The organism is Mesobacillus boroniphilus (assembly GCF_018424685.1).
In the GTDB taxonomy this organism is placed as follows: domain Bacteria; phylum Bacillota; class Bacilli; order Bacillales; family Cytobacillaceae; genus Mesobacillus; species Mesobacillus boroniphilus_A.
Genome location: NZ_QTKX01000001.1, coordinates 1067479 through 1083936, shown reverse-complemented (window position 1 = coordinate 1083936; position 16458 = coordinate 1067479). Strand labels below are relative to the sequence as shown.

The following is a 16458-nucleotide window of genomic DNA, read 5'->3' as shown; positions in this document are numbered from 1 at the left end:
TATTTAACGTTTTGTACGTTTAAATACTGCTCTTTTTCTTGACACTCTGATGGTGTTTGTGTCTTCCATGCACTTCTTATAACCGGTTATAAGCATTCATTTTTTTCCGCAATATGCTTAACTGTTTCATCAATTGCTCGTACTCTTCATATTCAATATTGCAGAGCTTCAATTCTGTGGCAATTTTTTGCACAATTGCTTCTTTTTGTTTTAAGGCTTTGGGAAGAAGGCTAATACAGACTTTCCTTTCATCTACAGTCGAACGCTCCCGCTTCAGCCACCCATTGGCTTCCATTCTCTTGATCATCGGGGTTAAGGTTCCCGTGCCGAGGTTCAGCCTTTCGCCTAGCTCTTTAGCAGAAAGCCCATCCTTCTCCCACAACGCTAACAGGACCAAATATTGCGGATAGGTCAACCCGAAGCCATCGAGTGCTTTTGTATACAGTTTGTTAAACTGGCTTCCTGCATCATAGACAGCAAAACACAGCTGGTTTTCCAACGTTAAAAAATCGTCCAAGTGACTCATCCTTCACAATGCTTATAGTAATTGATCAAGATCAATCTTGATTTTTTCTGGCTCAGTAGTCGGAGCATAACGCTTAACCACCTGCCCATTGCCATCAACAAGGAACTTCGTGAAATTCCACTTTATATCCTTCGTAAGGAGTCCCCCTTTTTGTTCTTTCAAGAATGTAAAAAGAGGATCTGCTTCTGCACCGTTCACATTAATTTTCGCAAACATCGGGAAAGACACACCATAATTCAACTGGCAAAACTCAGTCGTCTCATCAATATTTTCATACTCCTGATTGTTGAACTGTCCGCAAGGGAATCCCAGAATCTCCAATCCTCGCTCCTGATATTGATCATACAGTTCTTGAAGCCCTTTAAATTGAGGAGTCAAACCGCACTTACTAGCAGTATTGACAATCAACATTGGTTTTCCTTCATAATCACTTAAAGATTGCTCCTGGCCATTTGTCTTCTTCACTGTAAAATCGTAAACAGTTTTCATTTATAGTTTCCTCCTCAGAATTTTAAATATATCGTGTACGATTAAATCGTATCAGACATTTAAATTTTGCGCAAAGAATAAGGTAAAAAATACTTACCACAAACAGAGGATAAAGGGGCTAAAAGTTAAATACATACAAGAGTTAAATATGATATTCTAATATTGGAAACATTTAACTATTATAGGTAGATCACGAATGAAATCTTATTTTTCCCGTATTGATATTAATAATGTCCTCCAACTGGTGTCTGTAGCCATTAACAATCTAAAATCCTAAATTGTGAAAAGGTGTAAAACATGAATTTTAATATGATAGTAGACGAACCGATACAAAAAAACTTTGAGAGAACCATTGAGAGAATAGCAGTCAGAGCAATCATTATGGCTAATAACCGTATTCTGCTAGTTCAATCCAATAGAGGAGATTTTAAATTTCCCGGAGGTGGATTAGAAATAAACGAAAGCCATGAGGAATGTCTAAAACGAGAAGTGAGAGAAGAAACCGGTTATATTCATTGTATTGTCAATAACAAGTTCGGCACAGTCATTGAAAGAAGAATGGACGAGTATATTACCAATGCAGTTTTTCAAATGACTTCACACTATTACCTTTGTAAATTGGCAACAGAAGAAAAACTCGCTCAACAATTGGATGAATACGAGGCGATACTAGATTTCACTCCAAAATGGGTTTCACTGGAGGATGCCATTAATCAAAATGAAAAATTAATTGAAAGATATGAGCAAAACAGCTGGTTGAAGCGAGAGACATTTGTATTAAGACAATTAGAGGACATGTTGAATAAGGAATGTATTTAGAGCACTGGTGAGCAGCTCTTCAGTTAATGATTAATTATCTGTTAGTCTGTGGAAAAAACGATGGCAACAGCGGCTGGTCTCAACAGATTATATCTGATGAGACCTTTTGTAATTATAAAGTTTCATTTTCCTTTTTTACTATTTAATTTCTTGGTAATACCTTCTTTCCTGTAATAAGTTCAAAATTTCTCATAAAAAACCAAATAAACCCCGCATAAAACCCTATTAAAGGATGTTTAAATGAAGCAGGCTTATTTTTTTCAAAATAAAAGTGGCCTACCCATGAGAAAACATAATGGATTACAGCAAAGATAATAGTTAAATATATATTTATGAGCAAGAATAGCCAGGCAATAAAAGCGAACAAAAAAGCCAAGTAGTGAAGTAACTGGTTCCATTTATTTTGATGTGCTTTTTGATATTGGATTAAGTCACTTCTTAATCGGTCATTCATTGGTCCACCTCTTTTTCTTTTACTCCCATATCGTTAAGAAAAGGAATCATTTTTATGGGTACCAATATACAATGAATTTCATGCGAATTATTTCTAATGGTCTATGTACATTTTGTAATCAGGAACAATGCGAAACACAGGCTTCAAGAAGAAGCTCTTTTTTTCCGGAATCCAGGGTTACAATCGTTAAGCTTGTACCGTGGATGAATGGCGGCTCCCATAAGTGTTTTAAGGAGGAATCCCGACACAACAAGTATAAAGTTTTAATCACAACGCCATGTGTAACAATCAGGACATTGCCATCTGTCACGGTCTTCTCCAGATTCTCAAAAAACACTAGCAGCCTTTGCTGTACCTGTAATAAGGTTTCCCCTCCAACGCTTTTATAGACTTCAGGCTCGTTCCAGTATGCGTCGAATTCTTCGGGGTACAGGGATTTAATTTCGTTCTCTGTTTTTCCCTGCCACGCTCCCAAGTCGATTTCCATTAGTCTTTCGTCGGTTAAAATGGGAATCGTCCGTTCCCCTTTTACCAGCCTGGCTGTTTCCAATGTTCTTCCGCTTGGAGATGAAATAATCTGGCGGAACTCCGTGTCCTGTAGCCTGGCTCCCAGTGAGCGGGCATCTTCTTTCCCTTTATCAGTAAGTGAAGAGTCCAGGCGGCCCTGGCTTCTTTTTTCTTTATTCCATTCTGTTTCGCCATGTCTGATTACATATAAATGAAGCATGTGTCACCCCGTGTAGTTAATTTCATGAAAATAGCCGCTGCAAACTGCTTTTATTTTATGCAGGATTTCTTTCGGAAAAACCGCAACGAAGCAGGTCGATGGACCAGAAGATTTTAATAGCGGAAGTGTTGAATCCACATTCTCTTCAGTAAATGAGGTATTCTCAAACAGAGTATTCAGCTCATGCAGAATTCCCTTGGAACCAACAGGAATCGTTACTACACCTTCCAAAGCGCAAACCTGTCTAAAAACAGACATTGGCACCACCTGTTCTTCCTTTGCCATTACCTCTTGCCCTACCAGCGGGGAGCCAATGACAGCAATGCAGGTTTGTGTGTCATAAGTCAGCGTATCGATTTTTTTATTTGCCATTCTTTTTGCCAGTACCGAAATACCAATAGCGGATTGGTTTAACGCAAAATTGCTTTCCGTGCTCCCTGTAATTTTGATGTCCATCTTTCCAAGATCACGCATTCCCTTTTCAATGCCTTGTAAAAGTTCTGCCCAGACTTCATCACCGCAGAAGTTCTGGACCACCACCGCAAAAGGTTCTGCACCGGCACTTATGCACTCCATGACAGCCACTCTGAATGAATAGTAGGCGACGGTTTTATACGGAACCTGTACCTCGTCACCATCCTTCATCCCAATGCTGCCGCTGTTGTCACTTGCTATCACAAGGTTTTCTTTTTCCGTTAAAGGAATCAATAAAAGATCTCTCACTTGCATGTTCCCTCCCAGCGATTCAGTCTTTAGTTTCGCTTATGCATGTCCCGAAAATGGAAGTTTGTGGCCAAGAGCTCTCGCGACCCTTGGCAAAACAACATAAGCAAGGATTGTATTTAAAACTGAACCGAGAAACAATGATGGCACAATGGCTATGTAAAAAGATTTTCCCATTATAATAATGAAGGGCAGCGGTGCGGCGAAGCTATTTCCCATGATAAAAAGTGCGCCTGCTGACCAGCGTTTGCCATTTTTATATAATACGCCGAATAGATAAACAAGCAAGGCCATTTCTCCAGCAACCAGGAAATGAAAAGGCCCGAGCGGCATTCCAGCAGCCATCGCAGATAGCAAATGACCGATTCCGCCGACAGCTGCTCCTGCAGGTCCTCCTAAAAGTCCTGCTGCCAGCAAGGCAGGCAAGGAATCTAAAGCCACACTTCCAATAACTGCAGGAATCTTGATGAAAGCGCCTGCAGCTGAAAGAGCGGTGAACATGGCAAACCAGGATAGTTTCCTATTCTTCACCCTGCGTTTCCTCCTTGCGTTTACCTTCCCTGAACACTTTAGCACTTCGTACATATCCCACATCCTGCAGATTGAGTCTGTAATTGATCACCCTGGCAAGAGCAAAGAAATAATCGGACAATCTATTCAAAAATTGCATAGCCGTTTCCGGAATTTCCGGGTCAGTTTTCACCAAAGAAACTACTAATCTTTCAGCCCTTCTTGTGACCGTGCGGGCCAAATGGATTGAAGCGGCAGCAGGGGCTCCTCCCGGTAATATAAATCTCTCGAGCTTCGGAGCTTCCACTATCAGCTCATCGATTTTCTTTTCAAGGTACTCAACTGATTCCTTTGTCAGTTTTAGCTCCCTGTTCTTCGTTACATTTGCTAAATCCCCTCCGCAGTCGAACAGCTCATGCTGGATTTTTTCAAGGTCACTAAGGATATCTGCAAAAATCTCTGGATCCAGCTGGGTAACCGCTTGACCGACAAAGCAGTTCACTTCATCCACAGTACCGTATGCTTCGACACGAATATCATCTTTTTCGACCCGGCCTCCGATAATGCTTGTTTTCCCTTTATCGCCTGTTCTCGTATATAGTCTCATGTCCATTCCCCTTTATTTTAGTGTTTGACTGATTCCATACCATATTACGTCAACCCGTTCAGCAGCAGATACTAGATCCTGGTAAACCCATCCTGTAGTGTCGCGCCACAATCGATCTTCAGCTGCTATGGGGACAATCCCTTTCGAGATGTCACTCCCGATCAGCACCAGTTTCCGCTGTCGGTCCTCACTTTCCCATTTAAGCCACTCCCGAACAAGCGACTGCCATTTTTCACGACTCTCATCGGCTGGTATACTCCGAGTCACTTGTCGAACCCACACTTCGACACCTTCCAAAATGGTGATTTTCTGGCTATTCAGCACCGGGATTTCGTCCTCTTTATAGGATGAATACCACGAATGCTCATGGTCATCTAAATGATATTGCTTCCTGACCCAGTTTGATTTGCCATTAAAGGCACCTCCTGTAACGAAATGCAACGTTCTCCCCTCCTTAACCCCTCTCTGCTCCAGATTAATTGATAGCCGCGGCCATACGGGGTGCTCCATTCCCAAAAACCTCTCACTTCAGGGGCATACATGGTCAATAAATAACGGATTACTCCTCCATGAGTAACGACTGCAGCTGTTTTAATTCTACCTTCAATCATATTAAGAGTGATTTTTTTCCAGGCGTTTTCCACTCGGTGGCTAAATTCATCAAAGGATTCCCCGTTTGGAGGAGATACCTTAAAAGGTTCAGAAAGCCAATTGTTATACAGGTCCTGATTCTTCAGCTGTTCATAGGTTTTTACTTCCCAATCTCCAAAATTCATTTCCCGTAGTTCATGCACAATTTCTGGTGATCTTTTAGGAAACAGGTTATAAGCAGTTTCCCTGCACCTGCCTAGATCACTAGTAAAAATCTGTTCAAAGCTGTCAGGGACCTCTGCAAAAACCTGTTCAGCCACCAAAGGTGAATCTGTCCATCCAAGATATGCCTTACGTTTATTTTCCTCTGTCATCCCATGGCGTAATAATGCAATAGCCACATTGTCATCCACAGTAAAACCTCCGTCAATTCGACACTGGCTCCAAGCGTATCCCCAGTCATTCCTCCAAACCACTCGATGGTTTTCTTCTTAAGGAACAGTACAATGAGAATGACTGCAAGGAGATAGCTGGCCATGCCAATATAAAAGTCGTTATAAAACAGTACCACGCCAAAACCAAGAAGGTAAAAAGGGTAAATCCATAACGTCCTTTTTGATGAAGCATTTTTAAACAATGATCCCAACCCTTCGTTTTTTGCAGGACTGACCGTAACGAGCAGAACCCCCATCACCATTCTGCTTAGAAAAGGAATAGCGGCTGCTAGCAAGTAGGTAGCACTCTGCAACATGACGGTAATTTCATAAAGAAAGAAAAATTTCGCACTTAACAGCACAAGGATAGACAAGACACCAAATGCCCCTGTTCTAGGATCTTTCATAATTTCTAATCGTTTTTCTTTATCACGATAGGAGAAAAAAGCATCACTTGTATCAATCCAGCCGTCAAGATGGATCCCTCCGGTTAAAAGAATCGGAGCAAGCCATAATACAAAAGCAGCGGTCAGAGCTGAAAACGGGGTCCACTCGACAATCGCATAAAGGATACTTGCATAAATGCCTCCATGCAGGAGCCCAAGTAAAGGAAATGTCTGGATAGCTCTTTCGAGATGCTTTCGATCCATCGGGAATTCAAACGGAATCGGGATCGTCGAGAAGAATTGCAGGTTAATCAGGAGACCCTTAAACCATCTCATGGCTGCTTCTCCACTGTTCCGAAATTTCCTTCAGCTTGTCCCAGTCGAGATATTTCATAAGATGGCCTGCCAGTTCATCGTACTTCTGGTCCTTCAGTCTGCTGATATACACCGGGTTTCGCACTGGCAATCCCTTGCCTTTGCGGATGCAATTCAGCCAGTGATTTCTCCATTCATCATTGTGAAAAAGATGATGCAAATAAGTACCGATGATGCGCCCATCCTTCCCATAAAACCCTTCCTGACTGCCATTATGCAACAACAGAAACGGCTGGCGTCCTCTGATTTCAGTTTCGCCAAGATGAATTTCATAACCTTTGACCGTCAGAGCCGTTCCTATGTCCTGAAGTAGCTCACCTTCTGTCCTTATGGTTGTTTTATCCTTTGAAAAGGTGGTGATAGCCGGAATGATCCCGAATCCATCTTCCTCGGAGGAAGCAGTTCCAGTATCACTCCCAAACGGGTCAATAAGCTTCTCGCCAAGCATTTGATAGCCTCCGCAAATCCCGACGATAATACCACCATTGTCAGCATAATCACGGAGCCAGCTGCCAATCCCGGACTTTTTTAAATATTGAAGGTCCTTGATTGTGCTTTTTGTGCCAGGAAGGATGACGGCATCAGGTTCACCGATTTCCGCAAGCGAACCGACCCAGCGTACCGACACGTCATGCTCATGATAGAAAGGCTCCACATCACTATAGTTTGAAATGTATGGTGGCTTGACCACGGCAATTTCAATTCCCGCCCTGTATGTGGATACGGGGATTGATAAGGAATCCTCTCCATCAATCATATGGTTTTCTAGAAATGGGAGGACACCGAGAACAGGAACCCCAGTCCTTGATTCCAGCCACTTAATTCCATCCTCGAACAAGGATTGGTCACCGCGGAATTTATTGATGATCAAACCTTTTATCCGCAGTTTTTCTTCGGGGGACATTAGCTCCAAAGTACCGATAATGCTGGCAAATACCCCGCCTCTGTCAATATCCGCAACCAGTACGGCCGGTACATCGGCGATTTCCGCTACCTTCATGTTGACAAGCTCACGGTCTTTCAAATTGATTTCTACAGGGCTGCCAGCACCCTCCATTACAATCATTTCGTAATCCTCGCCAAGCTTTTCAAAAGCGGAACGGATTGCTTCAAGTCCCCTTTCGTAAAAAATATCCCTGTATGCCTTTCCTGACAAGGAATTAGTCGCTTTCCCAAATAGAATCACTTCCGCTTCCTGGTCGGACCTCGGCTTTAGGAGAATCGGATTCATCCAAACCGTAGCCTCTGTCCTTGCTGCCTCTGCCTGGATTCCCTGGGCTCTGCCGATTTCTTTTCCATCAGATGTCACGTACGAGTTGTTAGACATATTTTGCGACTTAAACGGAACTACCCTAACACCCTCATTTGCATAGGCCCGGCAGATGGCTGTGGCAATCAGACTTTTCCCCACATCAGATGCTGTACCAAGAACCATTATTCCTTTCATGGAGAACCCTCTCCCTTCATCATAATCGGCACCCCAGTTTCAACCAAATAAGCATAATCTGCCTCTTTTACTAGAGCTTGGTGAAGCTCGCCCAAAACCTTTGAATAGGTATATACAAGCCGATCATCCGCTATCGCTTCACCAAGGACCTCATTGCTGACAACGATAAAAGCCCTTGTTTGCTGAGCGACTTGTTTCAGCTCATTCATGAGCTTTGTAACGATCATTTTCGGGAAGTCATTAGTTTCCCACTGCCCCTCTTTATAAAAAAACTCATTATTCAACAGTGTTGTCAGACAATCCAGCAGGACGATATCATTTCTTGTCAGAACCATTGAAAGCGGGGAAAGATTCCTGGGGATTTCCCAGGTTCTCCAATCTAACCCTCTGAGTTCACGGTCATGTTGGTGGCGCATGATTCTCGCATTCATTTCGTGATCACTTGGCTGCCCTGCAGCGACATAGTGCAGCTGGCCGGAATATTCAGCTTCCCATTTGCCTGCAAGGATTTCAGCAAAAGAACTTTTCCCGCTCCGGACACCGCCGCTGATAAAAATTAAAGACGACTGTCCAGCCATCCGTCCACCGCCTCCATCAACTTGTCGTTATCACCCGGTCCCTTAATGGCAAATCTCAGCCATTCCCCTTCAAGCCCAGGAAAGTTCACTGTATGCCTTGCGATGATGCCTCTGTTAAGCAGGTATTGCAGGAAAGAATACTGGTTACTAAGAGTCGGGTCCTTAAGTAGATAAAAATTAATCCTGGATGGAGAAACCAGCATTTCCCGGCTTTGATAAAAAAGGAAAAGACGCTGTCTTTCCTGTTCGATTAAGGTAATGGTTTCTTTTATGTAAGATTCACTCTCGAGGCACAATTCACCTGCCTTCAATGCAATTCCATTTGTGCTCCAGTGTGGCTGGAAAGCCGCAATCTTCCTGATGACAGCTGGATCTGCAAGCAAATAGCCAAGCCTCAGGCCAGGTATAGCAAACATTTTTGTCATCGATCTGATGATAAGTAAATTCGGGTATTCATTTATGCATTGGCTGATAGATTCGTAGTCTGCAAGGAAGTCGTAAAACGCCTCATCTACAATCAGCAAGCATTGTTGGCTTCTGCACTTCTCCAGCAAATGGAGAATAATGGACTTTGAATAGTAAGCGCCGGTGGGATTACTGGGATTGCAAAGAAATAAAGCATCTGCTTTCTTTAGCTTTGCATCTAAATCATCATCCATCCATGCCCAGGTATCTGGAATCTGGTGATACTGTACCTGACAGCCACTTACCCTGCATGCTTCTTCATATTCCGAAAAAGCAGGCTGGACAATCACCGCCTGATTTCCAGCTAGCATCCGGCCAATCAGTGAAATGACTTCAGCAGCCCCATTCCCAAGGAGAACATTGCTTTCCTGCAATCCTTCCCTTTCGGCGATCTTTCTTTTCAGAATTGTTCCGTGTGGATCTGGATATTCAGTAACCGCCTCAAGGAGCTTGCCCCAATTCTCTTTCAACACAGGAGGCGGACCGAGTGGATTAATATTGGCACTGAAATCCAGTTTTTCTTTTGGAACTGGCAGATTCATTGCTTCATATAAAAAGTGTGGATTGGCACCATGAGACGGCCATTTCATAGAGAATCCCCCCAAGCCACAGCACTGCTAAAAAGAGCGGAACAGTTGATGTGACAATTTTGTTTGCTGCTACAATATGATTTTTCTCAAGGGTAACAAGTGGTTCACCCATCGTGGCGCGTTCAGAAATGACACCTTTATAATAATTTATGCCTCCGAGCTGGACACCCAGTATGGCAGCCACAGCAGCCTCTCCCCATCCGCTGTTTGGGCTCGGGTGCTCTTTGGCATCGCGCCTGACCATCTTCAAGGCGGCCATTCTTGTGGTAAAAAGCGGGCGATTCGCAGTGATCATACAAAATGAAGTAATCCTGCTTGGCACCCAATTTACCAGATCATCTAGTATCGCTGATGCCCAGCCAAAATCAAAATACTTTTCACTTTTATAACCGACCATCGAATCACAGGTATTGATTGCCCGATACAAAAGCGCAAACGGAGCTCCTCCAATCACTGCCCAGAAAATCGGGGCGGTAATGCCATCGCTCGTGTTTTCGGCTACCGTTTCGACAGCAGCACGGACAATTTCCGGTTCCTTAAGCCGCTCTGTGTCGCGGCCAACAATCCAGGAGAGCTTATGCCTAGCCTCTTCCAAATCATTTTCTAAAAGTGGATAATAGACCGATAGCCCTGCTTCCTTCAGGCTTTTTTGGGCAATGGCAGTGGAAATCAGCACAGCTTCCATGAGGATTCCCGCTAATGGATGCAGGGTGTAAAATAACGATGTAACCAGGAGGGCGATGCTTCCGACAATCAGAAGGACGGCAGCGGCCATTGCCACTCCTTTAGCTTTTCTGCCGCTGCCTCTATTCAATCGCCTGTCTAACTTGAAGATTAGTGTTCCCATCCATTTCACCGGATGCGGCCAGTCTGGCGGATCACCAACAAACCAATCAAGGATGACAGCAAGTGTCACGGCGATAAGATGGTTCAGAATCATATCTTCACCCTTTTCTTGCTGTTCCTGATTGCTTCTGCTGTACATTCATGCACTCCCTTGCCTATGATCCTCCCCAGAGGAGTAATCGTGCCGGCGTAATCCAGCTTTTGCCCGCAGTGGGTGGATGCAATCAGAATGCTGTCCGTGGAAGTACCTGTGGCCACCGTTCCTGACAAGCGGTCCCTGATTTCCAAATCATGCAGGGTCTTTGTCTTCGCTTCAGTAGCCGTCATAATACTCTGGATGAAAGCTTCCTCGGTCAGTTCCCCGCTGATGAAAATCCATATATTAATGGTTCCTGGTGACATGTCATCTGAATAATACTCGCTGCTTTTTGAGGCGTCCACCGCATTTCCGGTACCTGCCGTAACAACAATAAAGACTGAGAACCCTTCTTCCTGATATTGCTTATAACATACATCCTCCAGCATCACGGCAGTCATCATCCCAACCGTTTCACCAGGCTCGAATCCCTGTCCCTTCAGATAATGGATCATTTCTTTCCGGTGGTCACTGCAATCATAACCCTTGTCCACATGCCGGTTCACGAAGGTCCTGTACCAGCCGGTTCCCGCTCCGACAACTCCCGAAGACATCGTTTTTAATGGAATAGGAGAATTCAGGACAACGAAATCTCCCGTCATTTTGAGATGGCTTTCTCCTATTTCCACTTGTTCTGCATCGTCTGAGCAAGCTGCAGGAACTCTTCTCATTTCCTGTGCGGCTACCTTGGAATGAATCTGTTTTTGAATGCTTGTCTGCAAGTTATGAGAGTTCACCTTATTATTTAAAAACATCCGGGTAAACCGCTTTTGCAAGCTCTTCTACTCCTTCTGTCAGCCTCGGGCCAGTTCGCGTCACCTTGTCTGAATGAACATCGACTACGCGGTTTTCCTTGACCGCCGTAATCTTGTCCCAGCCTTCACGGCTTGTTACATTTTTCACCGGCTCAGGTGTATAATAACCGTGCGTCGTGATAATTACCTCAGGATTTCTTTTAATAATGGCCTCTGAATCCAGCTTAGGCCATCCCTCTTCTGTAACAGTGTTTTCCGCATTAATGATCTGCAGCATTTCGTCAATGAAGGTATTCTTGCCAGCTGCATAAACTTCAGGCGCAGGCGATACTTCAACAAATACTGATTTTCTGTCTTCCTCTTTTATTTCCTGTGCTTTTGTTTTGATCTCTTCAATTTTTTTCTTCATGTCCGCTATCATAACATCGGCTTTTTCCTTTTGACCTGACGCTGTACCAATCATGCTGATTGATTCATATACTTCATCGAAAGTTGTCGCGTCATTAACGACAAGCACAGTAATTCCTGTATCTTTAAGCTGCTGAAGTCCAGCTTCAGACGAATGCGCACTAGAAGCATGGGCAAGAACCAAATCAGGCTTTAAAGAAATGATTTTCTCGAGATTGAACTCCATGCCGCCAATCTTCTCTTTCTCGGCCACTTCTTCAGGGAAATTATCAAATTCAGAAACTCCGACAATCTGTTCATCCAGACCCAATCCGTAGGCAATTTCCGTATTGCTTGGAATCAGGGAAACGATTTTTTCTGGTTTCGATTCAATGGTCACTTCCTGCCCTGTTCCATCCTTAATGGTGACAGGGAATTTCGCTTCTGCCTGCTGGGCCGTCTCAGTTTTCTTTGTCTCCTCCGCGTTTGACTGGTCAGCATTGCTGCCGCAACCAGCCAAAGCACCAATCGTTAACAATAAAGCAAATAAAAATGCATTCAACTTCTTCATTTGTCATTCCTCCGAATTATCTTTTTAAGGTTTGTACTCAAATTCTTTGCACAACAAAAAACATGTCTATGAAACTAAAAAAACACCTCCATTTTACCCATGGAGATGTTTGTGCCGGTTCTTCCTATAAAAAGCCAGAATCGTTCCCAAACACCTCCTATCCTCGTAGGTTGTGGCGCGAAGAATCAGGCAGGTCTCCTGGCTTCTGGTCATTGCTATCAAGCGCCTTCCCATACAAAAAGTACAGTGGCATCAAGCTTGAAGCTCCCAGTTACAGTGGCGGGACCGCGTTGGAATTTCACCAACTTCCCTATTAAGTCTCTAAACTACTAACTCGTTTAGAAGACACCAAATTCTTTATGTATTAAATTTTCCGCTGAATCCAATTATACACAATTACTGTCGATAGAAGTAATAATTTGTATAAATTAGCTAAAATTTAATTCCTTAAGTACAATTTTGTGATTTTTTCATTTTCTAGAAAGCTTTGAAAAAAACAGACAGGGTACAGTTTATAGCTACTGTCTGTTTTAATTTTCCACTCAGCAGATTTTTAGCGATTTTTCTTCATTAGGGTCGCTACTTCTAAATGATCTTGACCTGCAATTTTTTCTAGATTTTGAATAATTATCTCTTGCCTTTCCAGTGAATGATTTTGACTTAGTTTAGCCTTTGCCTCAATTTTAGTAATGGCTATTTTAAACGCAACAATGCCCTTACTCAATCCTTCAATATAGTCGGTGTCTACCTTTTTCAAATTGTAAGGACTATCTGGCTTTTCATATTTAGTGACCATCTCATCCAAGGAATCAAATAGTACCTTTTCATCTTCAATTATGTCCACTTTCCCGTATACATGGACGGACACATAATTCCACGTAGGCACCGCATTAGTTGTTTCATACCAAGAAGGTGAAATATAACAGTGAGGACCCTGGAAAACCACAAGAGCCAATTGATTCCCAATATCCTTCCACTGCCCATTAGCCCTGGCAAAATGGCCATATAAAGCATTTTCATCTTTCTTTAGAATCAGCGGCAAATGAGTTGCATAAGGTTCTCCCATATGTGTCGAGTATAGAGTTACAAAACTATACTTTTCAATAAACTCATATATCTGTTCCATATCATCGATTTTAAAATGTTTGGGTATATACATAAATCTTCTCACCTTCAAAGGATTAGATGACCATATATTTTTATCACACATATATATGCAGAAAAACCAGGAGGTATCCCCTATACTCTCCCAAACTCATCATTAAAAAAGAAAGCACTAAATCATTCACCGTTAGTAAAAATTCGACATGAACATCGCTTACCTTTCATTATTACAGCAAATTATTTCTCCATTCTTTATTAGAAAAGAAAAAAGCGCAAGGTACGTTATATACTCCCCCTGCGCTTCTAAAGTAAATTTTTCTATAAAATTAAAATTTTTTAACTTCCTCATTCCAAGGATTTCTGGTTAATTTCGGTCCAATTTTTGTTTTTAAAAGGAAGGAACCTGAATCCCTAGTATACTCCTTTAAAGAAAAACCGCCAGCTGGTGTTTCAACTTGGACATCGATTCTTACATTACTTCTTTCCAGCCTTTCAACCATAGCGACAGCATCTGCTATTGGAAGTGGTTGGTGTGCCCGGATTATAAGGTCTAAGTCACTTTCGGATGTGACTGTTACCACACCGCTGGCAAGCTCGAATCCAACGCTGCCCCCCGGTCCCCAGGAGATCTCGTAATTTCGAAAAATAGATGCTGCCATGTCTAGAGCTGAGAAAACATCAGCCTGCTTATCCTCCCACATTTTCTTTGATGTGAGTTGTTCTGGTTTAATTTGCCGAATCACTTTTCTTTCTTCAAGGAATGCGCCAAATCTTTGATTTCTATTTCTCCCTCTTATCCCAACGGCTACCTGTCCCTCTGGTGCATGGACACGGCGAACCACGACAAATGGAGTATTTTCAAGTGAATGGACCGCCCATTCCGGAATCTCTGTATGGCTTATTAAATCCTTTTTATCGATCTCCAGCAAGTCATGTGTTTCTAGTTCCATTGCTCAGCCAGCTTCTCTCTCACCAATATGGAGGCTTCCCTTCCGCCTTGTCTGGCAAAAGCAGAAGTAAGTCTGCTGCTTAAATCTCTCTGTTTGTTTTCTATGTCCTCAATAGCTTCTGTTAACTTACTGAAAACCCTTAAAATGTCTTCTTCTGCTGGTTCATCGGCATTTACTCCATCCAGCAGACTATGAAGAGCACCGAGTTTTTCAAAGGAACGTATGTCATAAGCCATCGCAGGTACCTTTTTTGTTGCTTCTTCAAGCTCCTCAATCGTTCGCATCGTGATCCGGGCTGCTGATTGCTTTGACATCACATGAACATTGACACCCTCGTCATCTAGAGCAATCAGCCTGTTTGCCTGCAATCCATGTGATAGAAAAGCGCCTGATATTGCCTTTCCAGGAATGAATGCAATGACGGGATGCCCTGCTAATCTTGCTGTTGCATAAGCATCGACGGCTGCTGCACATGCCTGGTGGATTCCTAACAGTTCTTCTCTGTATCCATATGCCTGGCTTGGCACATCGACAACAGCGATTATTGCCCTCTTCTCTTTAAACCGATCTTCTTCGATCACTTCACGTATATGCTTTGCAAGCATCCATCCTTGTTCAATACCAAATTCACCAGACCTTGCTCTTGGAAAGCGGCTCGTTTCATCGGGTACTATTGCCAGGAAGCGCGCAGCCCGATTTCCGATAACCGAATCAGCACAAAGCACTGATGGTATTTCCCCGATGTTCTCAGCACCTGCAGTTAACTGCTTAAACCATTTATGTCCTCTTGATAATTGTCCATGGACTGGACTTTCATCATAGCAAGGAACCTTTAACTTCTGAATCGCCCCTTCTGACTGATTCCAAAGCTGTCGTGCATTTTCAGGTGTTAAAGTTTCAGTGGTATTAACAGCTTCTAAGAAGGAGAGATATCGATCAACCTGTGCACTTTTTGGTGTATCATCCTTGCCCAGTGAGATAGCTTGGATGATAGATTGCTGGATGCTCTTGATATCATCCTCAACAAGGTAATCAGCAAAACCGGCTGCTTCCCTCTGCTTGCCGCCTATAGTATTCCAGATCAGCTGGCGGTCCATCGAGTCAAATTCCTCTATTCCTGCTTCCTGCTCGATTACTTCCGGCCCATTTAATCCTAATCGAGCTTCACGGGTCATGATGATCTTGCTGCACAATCCAGCTGTTATTGACATGCCGCCAAAGGCTCCGATTTTTCCGGGAATGATTCCAATCACAGGAACATATTCCCTTAGTGCAACAATAGCCGCACCAATTTCAGCTATAGACAGTAATCCATAGTTTGCTTCCTGAAGCCTGACTCCGCCAGTGTCAAATATTAATACTGGATATAAGCTATTCCCCGATTTATTTTCCTCCAATGCAAGCTCAAGTGCTCCTGCAATCTTAGCCCCTGAGACTTCACCAATTCCACCGCCCTGAAATTTCCCTTCTATTGAAATTACAAGCAAAGAATGATTGTTCAATTCTCCACGGGCAATGATAACGCCATCATCACTTTGCGGTACAATGCCCTGGGGTTCCAGGTGGGGAGACTCAATTCCGGAAAATGGATCAAGCAGTTCTCTAAAAGTATTGGGAGTCAATAACAGACGGGCCCGTTCACGACCTCCACATTCAGTGAAGCTATTTTTTAATGTATCCAGCATCATGAGCCACCTCCAAAGCTTGTGCCAATCTCAATGAGACGACCCCAGGAGTTGCACCGAAATCGTTGATCAAGATGCTTGCCGAAACGTCATTCTGGGCAAAAAACCTCTCCAGGACCCTCTTCCATGTTTCGTTAAAACCTGTAGTCCCTGTCCTTACAGTCACCTCAGCAAACCCGCGATCAGATGGATCTATAACGATTTCAAGATCACCTGAACCGACGACACCAATATGTGCCTGAGTCTGAAGGAATTTTGATGCAGGATATTTAAAATTTAATTTTTCCATGTGCCAGTCCTCCG

Annotated in this window: 21 protein-coding genes and 1 riboswitch; of the genes, 1 reads left to right on the top strand and 20 read right to left on the bottom strand. The window is 43.2% G+C overall.

Going from position 1 to position 16458, the window contains the following annotated elements; genetic code table 11:
* Nucleotides 1-76: 76 nt before the first annotated feature.
* Nucleotides 77-517, bottom strand: a complete 441-nt coding sequence (locus tag DYI25_RS05480; protein ID WP_249745253.1) for a MarR family winged helix-turn-helix transcriptional regulator — start codon at nt 515-517, stop codon at nt 77-79.
* A 21-nt stretch (nt 518-538) separates the two neighbouring features.
* Nucleotides 539-1015, bottom strand: coding sequence for a glutathione peroxidase (locus DYI25_RS05475; protein WP_213367419.1), 477 nt, complete (start codon nt 1013-1015; stop codon nt 539-541).
* A 297-nt stretch (nt 1016-1312) separates the two neighbouring features.
* On the opposite strand from DYI25_RS05475, the gene DYI25_RS05470 reads away from it, so the two are divergent.
* Nucleotides 1313-1834 carry an NUDIX hydrolase gene (locus tag DYI25_RS05470; protein WP_213367418.1) on the top strand — a complete coding sequence of 174 codons (522 nt, stop codon included), beginning with the start codon at nt 1313-1315 and terminating at the stop codon, nt 1832-1834.
* A 142-nt stretch (nt 1835-1976) separates the two neighbouring features.
* Here the strand turns inward: DYI25_RS05470 and DYI25_RS05465 are convergent, their stop codons facing one another.
* The 18 genes from DYI25_RS05465 to DYI25_RS05380 form a co-directional block, all read right to left on the bottom strand.
* Complete coding sequence (locus DYI25_RS05465; RefSeq protein ID WP_213367417.1) at nt 1977-2288, bottom strand: DUF962 domain-containing protein; 312 nt, start codon at nt 2286-2288, stop codon at nt 1977-1979.
* Nucleotides 2289-2406: 118 nt separating this feature from the next.
* Nucleotides 2407-3015, bottom strand: a complete 609-nt coding sequence (locus tag DYI25_RS05460) for a histidine phosphatase family protein (RefSeq protein WP_213367416.1) — start codon at nt 3013-3015, stop codon at nt 2407-2409.
* A 3-nt stretch (nt 3016-3018) separates the two neighbouring features.
* Nucleotides 3019-3744, bottom strand: coding sequence for an ATP-binding protein (locus tag DYI25_RS05455; RefSeq protein WP_249745252.1), 726 nt, complete (start codon nt 3742-3744; stop codon nt 3019-3021).
* Between the two features lie 33 nt (nt 3745-3777).
* The gene (locus tag DYI25_RS05450) at nt 3778-4269 is read right to left on the bottom strand and encodes an ECF transporter S component (RefSeq protein WP_342032477.1); all 492 of its coding nucleotides are present in this window, start codon (nt 4267-4269) and stop codon (nt 3778-3780) included.
* Nucleotides 4259-4855: a cob(I)yrinic acid a,c-diamide adenosyltransferase gene (locus DYI25_RS05445; protein ID WP_213367414.1), complete on the bottom strand. Its 597-nt coding sequence runs from the start codon at nt 4853-4855 to the stop codon at nt 4259-4261. The genes DYI25_RS05450 and DYI25_RS05445 overlap by 11 nt, the downstream gene beginning before the upstream one ends.
* Nucleotides 4856-4867: 12 nt before the next feature.
* On the bottom strand, nt 4868-5296 hold the full coding sequence (locus tag DYI25_RS05440) for a bifunctional adenosylcobinamide kinase/adenosylcobinamide-phosphate guanylyltransferase (RefSeq protein WP_213367413.1): 429 nt from the start codon (nt 5294-5296) through the stop codon (nt 4868-4870).
* The gene (locus DYI25_RS05435) at nt 5230-5859 is read right to left on the bottom strand and encodes a histidine phosphatase family protein (RefSeq protein WP_213367412.1); all 630 of its coding nucleotides are present in this window, start codon (nt 5857-5859) and stop codon (nt 5230-5232) included. The genes DYI25_RS05440 and DYI25_RS05435 overlap by 67 nt, the downstream gene beginning before the upstream one ends.
* Entirely contained in the window at nt 5817-6602 is a 786-nt protein-coding gene (gene cobS / locus DYI25_RS05430; protein ID WP_213367411.1) for an adenosylcobinamide-GDP ribazoletransferase, read from the bottom strand. Before cobS ends, DYI25_RS05435 begins: the two co-directional genes overlap by 43 nt.
* Nucleotides 6589-8088: a cobyric acid synthase gene (locus DYI25_RS05425; protein WP_213367410.1), complete on the bottom strand. Its 1500-nt coding sequence runs from the start codon at nt 8086-8088 to the stop codon at nt 6589-6591. Before DYI25_RS05425 ends, cobS begins: the two co-directional genes overlap by 14 nt.
* On the bottom strand, nt 8085-8666 hold the full coding sequence (locus tag DYI25_RS05420) for a bifunctional adenosylcobinamide kinase/adenosylcobinamide-phosphate guanylyltransferase (protein WP_213367409.1): 582 nt from the start codon (nt 8664-8666) through the stop codon (nt 8085-8087). The genes DYI25_RS05425 and DYI25_RS05420 overlap by 4 nt, the downstream gene beginning before the upstream one ends.
* The gene (gene cobD / locus DYI25_RS05415) at nt 8645-9721 is read right to left on the bottom strand and encodes a threonine-phosphate decarboxylase CobD (RefSeq protein ID WP_213367408.1); all 1077 of its coding nucleotides are present in this window, start codon (nt 9719-9721) and stop codon (nt 8645-8647) included. The genes DYI25_RS05420 and cobD overlap by 22 nt, the downstream gene beginning before the upstream one ends.
* Nucleotides 9678-10661 carry an adenosylcobinamide-phosphate synthase CbiB gene (gene cbiB, locus DYI25_RS05410; RefSeq protein WP_213369434.1) on the bottom strand — a complete coding sequence of 328 codons (984 nt, stop codon included), beginning with the start codon at nt 10659-10661 and terminating at the stop codon, nt 9678-9680. Before cbiB ends, cobD begins: the two co-directional genes overlap by 44 nt.
* Nucleotides 10658-11458, bottom strand: coding sequence for an adenosylcobinamide amidohydrolase (locus tag DYI25_RS05405; protein WP_213367407.1), 801 nt, complete (start codon nt 11456-11458; stop codon nt 10658-10660). Before DYI25_RS05405 ends, cbiB begins: the two co-directional genes overlap by 4 nt.
* A complete protein-coding gene (locus tag DYI25_RS05400) occupies nt 11445-12416 on the bottom strand; it encodes an ABC transporter substrate-binding protein (RefSeq protein ID WP_213367406.1) in 972 nt (323 codons plus the stop codon). Before DYI25_RS05400 ends, DYI25_RS05405 begins: the two co-directional genes overlap by 14 nt.
* Nucleotides 12417-12587: 171 nt before the next feature.
* A riboswitch (cobalamin riboswitch) is annotated at nt 12588-12784 on the bottom strand.
* Nucleotides 12785-12969: 185 nt separating this feature from the next.
* A complete protein-coding gene (locus tag DYI25_RS05395; protein ID WP_213367405.1) occupies nt 12970-13575 on the bottom strand; it encodes an FMN-binding negative transcriptional regulator in 606 nt (201 codons plus the stop codon).
* Nucleotides 13576-13846: 271 nt separating this feature from the next.
* Nucleotides 13847-14470, bottom strand: coding sequence for a malonate decarboxylase holo-ACP synthase (locus DYI25_RS05390; protein ID WP_213367404.1), 624 nt, complete (start codon nt 14468-14470; stop codon nt 13847-13849).
* Complete coding sequence (mdcD, locus tag DYI25_RS05385) at nt 14461-16155, bottom strand: biotin-independent malonate decarboxylase subunit beta (protein WP_213369432.1); 1695 nt, start codon at nt 16153-16155, stop codon at nt 14461-14463. The genes DYI25_RS05390 and mdcD overlap by 10 nt, the downstream gene beginning before the upstream one ends.
* Nucleotides 16133-16444, bottom strand: a complete 312-nt coding sequence (locus tag DYI25_RS05380) for a malonate decarboxylase subunit delta (RefSeq protein WP_213367403.1) — start codon at nt 16442-16444, stop codon at nt 16133-16135. Before DYI25_RS05380 ends, mdcD begins: the two co-directional genes overlap by 23 nt.
* Nucleotides 16445-16458 lie beyond the last annotated feature (14 nt).